This is a genomic window from Actinomycetes bacterium (assembly GCA_022599915.1).
Lineage (GTDB): Bacteria > Actinomycetota > Actinomycetes > S36-B12.
On the sequence record JAHZLH010000057.1, the window covers coordinates 1 to 4,079 of the forward strand.

The following is a 4,079-nucleotide window of genomic DNA, read 5'->3' on the forward strand; positions in this document are numbered from 1 at the left end:
GCACTCGCACTCGCTTTCGCCGCTGCCGCCACCGCGGCCGGTAATGCGGTAAGCAGCGCTGCGGCGTCACCGGGTCCGGAACTCCAGCCCAGGCTGATTCGTAAGGTACTGCTGGTATGTTCCGCGCCCATGGCAGTCAATACGTACGACGGCTTAGGAATACCCACGGTGCAGGCTGAACCCGTCGATACCGAAATGCCGGCGTCGTCGAGCAGCATCATTAACGCGTCCCCGTCGCAGCCGGGGAAGGAGAGGCTGAGCAGACCCGGCAGCCCCGCCTCGGTGCTGTTCACGACGTAGTCAAACGGCCGGTTGCCTGCTGCCTGCTGGGCGATGCCCCGCAGCAGTTGGTCGCGCAGGCCAGCCATCCGGTCGGCGTGCTGCTGCTGTTCGGTGACAGCCTCGTGGATTGCTGCCGCGGCACCCGCAGCACTGGCGACATTGCTGGAGCCGGCGCGCATGCCTAGTTCTTGACCACCACCACGCAGTAGTGGTTCCACCGTGGCTTTCGGGTCCACCAGCAGCAGCCCGATTCCTACCGGTCCGCCGACTTTGTGGGCGGTGAAAGCGGCGGTGTCAGGCAGGTCGGCTTCGATCGCGATATTGCCCAGCGCCTGCACCGCATCACAATGCAGCGGGACGTCATGCTCAGCGCAGATTTCTGCCAACTCGGCGATGGGCTGTACTGCGCCGACTTCGTTGTTGGCCCACATCACCGCAACCAGTGCGACCTCGTCACTGCGGCGGGTCAGGATGTCGCGCAGCTGATCTGGGTTGACCGAGCCGGTCGCGTCTACGTCCAGCCACTCAAGTTCTGCGCCTTGTCCTTGCAGGTGCTCAGCTGGCTCGATAACCGCTTTGTGCTCGATCCGGCTCAGCACAATCACACGCCGCCGTGGGTCGGCTTGGTTGCGGGCCGCATAGCCCCCGGTAACCGCCACGTTGTCGGATTCGGTGCCGCCGGAGGTGAAGACCACCCGGTCAGGGTCAACGGTGAGATCTTCTGCGATCTGTTCGCGGGCGTCTTCCAGGATGCGCCGGACATGTCGGCCAGAGGCATGACCGGATGACGCGTTACCACTCACGGTGGTGGCGTCCAGCCAGGCTTCCCGAGCGCTGGCGCGCATCGGGGTGCTGGCGGCGTGATCCAAATAGGTCATAGCGGTGTCGGTGCCTGTCGGTCAGTCGGTTGGTCAACTACCAGGATATGCGGGATTTGGTGATGAGACCGACCACCGGTCACCTGAACTGCTGCTGGCCAGCACTGATCTGCTCTCAGCCCGGCCCGCGCAGCGCCTTCGCAGTGGTGCGCGGGCAGCCAGCCAGACGCGAACCGGGCAGTAGCGCGGCGCTTGGTTAGACGTTTTGGTTCAGCACGACGGGGATCAGGATCGCGAGGGTGATCAGCCCCATCACAAATCCCACGATGCCCAAGATCAGGCCGGTGATTGCCATACCTTCGCCCTGCTGCTGTCCCGCAGAACGCCGAATCTGACCTCGACCCACTGCCCCCAGCAGGATGGCAGCCAGCGAGATGATCAGGGTGAACCCACACGAAATCAGTCCGAGGATGCCGCAGATCAGCGATGCAATAGCCAGACCATTGTTCTTGGGAAGCGCAGAACCTGCAGGAACAGGTCCAGTTGGTGGCATTGGGGCATTGTCGTCTGGGAGTGGCGGTGGTGGTGTCTCACTCATAAATCCCACTTTTCGCTGGCGTACGCATCCGAGGGCGGGTAGCCGAAGTCCGGACCTGCCCATTCATCTCTAGCGAACTCGCCACTGGGAAACAACCTCGGCGGCACAGTGGCACGGTCACCAAGTCACGGTTAGCGGGCGGTGCTGACCCCGACCAACGGCAAGCGTGGCCGACGCACAAGATCCCGCAACGACAACGCCCGCCGGGCGGCCAAGTGGCCGCGCCGACGGGCGGTATCGGTTCTTGCGGGGCTCAGCCCTTACGGCTGTTGATCTCCTCGGTGAGCTGCGGAACGACGTTGAACAAGTCGCCGACTACGCCGAAATCGGCGAGCTCGAAGATCGGGGCTTCCGGGTCCTTGTTGACCACAACAATGGTCTTCGAGGTCTGCATCCCGGCCCGGTGCTGGATCGCACCGGAAATGCCATTGGCAATGTACAAGTTGGGCGACACTGTCTTGCCGGTCTGCCCGACCTGGTACTGATGCGGATACCAACCGGCGTCGGTGGCAGCGCGGGACGCACCCACGGCTGCACCGAGGGAGTCGGCCAGCGCCTCGATGACACCGAAGCCTTCTTCGCCACCGACACCGCGACCACCGGAAACAACAACGGGGGCCTCGGCGAGCTCGGGGCGTCCGCCGGACTCAGCGACGACGCGGTTAGTGACCTTGGCACCGGTGGAGCTGTCGGACAACTGCACCTGCACCGGAACGACAGTGCCAGCCGCGGGGGCGGGCTCTGCCGAAGACGAGTTCGGACGCACCGTGATGATCGGCGTGCCGGTGCTCACCTTGGATTCCACGATGATCGAGCCACCGAAGATCGACTGAGTAGCGGTGCCGTCCGCGGCAACCGCCACAGCGTCGGTGATGACGCCGGAGCCAGCGCGGATGGCGAGACGACCAGCGATCTCCTTGCCCTCAGCGGTGGAAGCGATCAGCACAGCAGCCGGGGACTTCTCCGCGATTAGCTGGGCCAACAGGTCCACCTTGGGGCCGACCACGTAGTCGTTCAGCTCAGCAGCCTCGGCGACGTAGACCGTCGCCGCACCGAACTCAGCCAAGGCTGCGGTATCAACGCCTGCCTCAGTCACAACGGCAGCGGGCTCACCCACGCCGCGGGCCAGGGTCAGCAACTCCTGGGAAACCTTCTTGACCGCACCATTGTCGGTCTCAACGAGAACTAGTACTTCACTCATGATTCGTTTCTCCTCGTCCCTCAGATGAACTTCTGCTCGCTGAGGTAGTCGGCGATCTTGCTGCCGCCGGCTCCCTCGTCTTCGATCTTCACGCCTGCTGCCTTCGGCGGACGCGGGGCTGCAGTGGCAACCTCGCTCCAGGAGGCAGACAGACCAACCTGACCGCCATCAACGCCGGAGTCACCCAGGCTGACAGTCTCGATCGGCTTCTTCTTCGCGGCCATGATGCCCTTGAAGGACGGGTACCGCGGCTCATTGATCTTCTCCACGACACTGACAACGGCCGGGGACGCACCCTCAACCTCGTCGTAGCCGTAATCGGTCTGCCGCTGAATCTTCACGGTGCCCCCATCAACCTCAACCTTGTTGGCGAAGGTGAGCTGCGGGTGGCTCAGCCGCTCGGCAACCATCGCGGGGACAACGCTCATCCGCGCGTCCGTGGACTCCGAGCCGAAGATGATCAGATCGAAACCGCGATCCTTCAGCACCTCAGCCAGCACCAACGACGTGGCGACAGCGTCGGAGCCCTGCAGCGCATCGTCCAGGATGTGGATGCCGGAGTCGGCTCCCATCTGCAGCGCTTTGCGCACAGTTTCTTCGGCGCGCTCCGGGCCCATGCTGACGGCGACAACTTCACCCTCATTGGCCTCGCTGATGAGCAGCGCTTCTTCTACGGCGTACTCGTCGAGCTCGTTCATTACGGCTTCGACCGAGTCGCGGTCCAAAGTCTTGTCGGCGTCCGACAGTTTCTTTTCAGCCCAGGTGTCTGGCACCTGCTTCACGCATACAGCGATCTTCATATGGCCCTCCATAAGGTTCGACCCCGGAATATGGAGCCTACTTTCCGCTATGTTACTCGCCAGTAGCCAAGGGCAACAATTGGGTTTCCTGGGGTTTTGCTCACACCCGAATGGACGTATGCAGCAGGCGTAAATCAAGCGCCATCACCGAGGTGGCAGAATCGAGCCACCCGCGTAGGAGAGGTGCCACAGTGTCGCTGTCGGAACAAGGCCTACCCCTCACCGGAGAGCGCACCGTGCCCGGAATTGCCCGGGAAAACTACTGGTTCCGCAGGCATGAGGCCGTCTATGAGTGGATTCGTAGCTCGGGGATCGCTGGGGTAGTCGTGGAAGCGGGCTGTGGCGAGGGCTATGGCGCTGAGTTGCTGCGGCAAGCCGGC

The 4,079-nt window shown here is 63.2% G+C and carries 5 protein-coding genes; 1 reads left to right on the forward strand and 4 read right to left on the reverse strand.

Features of this window, described 5'->3' with window-relative positions; all coding sequences use genetic code 11:
- The 4 genes from K0U62_09610 to K0U62_09625 form a co-directional block, all read right to left on the reverse strand.
- Positions 1 to 1,160: cysteine desulfurase (locus tag K0U62_09610; protein ID MCH9801770.1), on the reverse strand; the 1,160-nt coding region annotated here is incomplete at its 3' end.
- A 196-nt stretch (positions 1,161 to 1,356) separates the two neighbouring features.
- Positions 1,357 to 1,698: a DUF4190 domain-containing protein gene (locus K0U62_09615; protein ID MCH9801771.1), complete on the reverse strand. Its 342-nt coding sequence runs from the start codon at positions 1,696 to 1,698 to the stop codon at positions 1,357 to 1,359.
- Positions 1,699 to 1,951: 253 nt separating this feature from the next.
- A complete protein-coding gene (locus K0U62_09620; GenBank protein ID MCH9801772.1) occupies positions 1,952 to 2,899 on the reverse strand; it encodes an electron transfer flavoprotein subunit alpha/FixB family protein in 948 nt (315 codons plus the stop codon).
- Positions 2,900 to 2,919: 20 nt separating this feature from the next.
- Positions 2,920 to 3,699, reverse strand: coding sequence for an electron transfer flavoprotein subunit beta/FixA family protein (locus tag K0U62_09625; protein ID MCH9801773.1), 780 nt, complete (start codon positions 3,697 to 3,699; stop codon positions 2,920 to 2,922).
- A gap of 191 nt (positions 3,700 to 3,890) precedes the next feature.
- On the opposite strand from K0U62_09625, the gene K0U62_09630 reads away from it, so the two are divergent.
- Positions 3,891 to 4,079, forward strand: a 189-nt coding sequence (locus K0U62_09630; protein ID MCH9801774.1) for an SAM-dependent methyltransferase, incomplete at its 3' end; no start/stop codon positions are given.

Bases quoted from the DNA above. Each gene is read 5' to 3' on its own strand.
- K0U62_09615 (MCH9801771.1), bottom strand. From the start codon at position 1,698: ATGAGTGAGACACCACCACCGCCACTCCCAGACGACAATGCCCCAATG.
- K0U62_09620 (MCH9801772.1), bottom strand. From the start codon at position 2,899: ATGAGTGAAGTACTAGTTCTCGTTGAGACCGACAATGGTGCGGTCAAG.
- K0U62_09625 (MCH9801773.1), bottom strand. From the start codon at position 3,699: ATGAAGATCGCTGTATGCGTGAAGCAGGTGCCAGACACCTGGGCTGAA.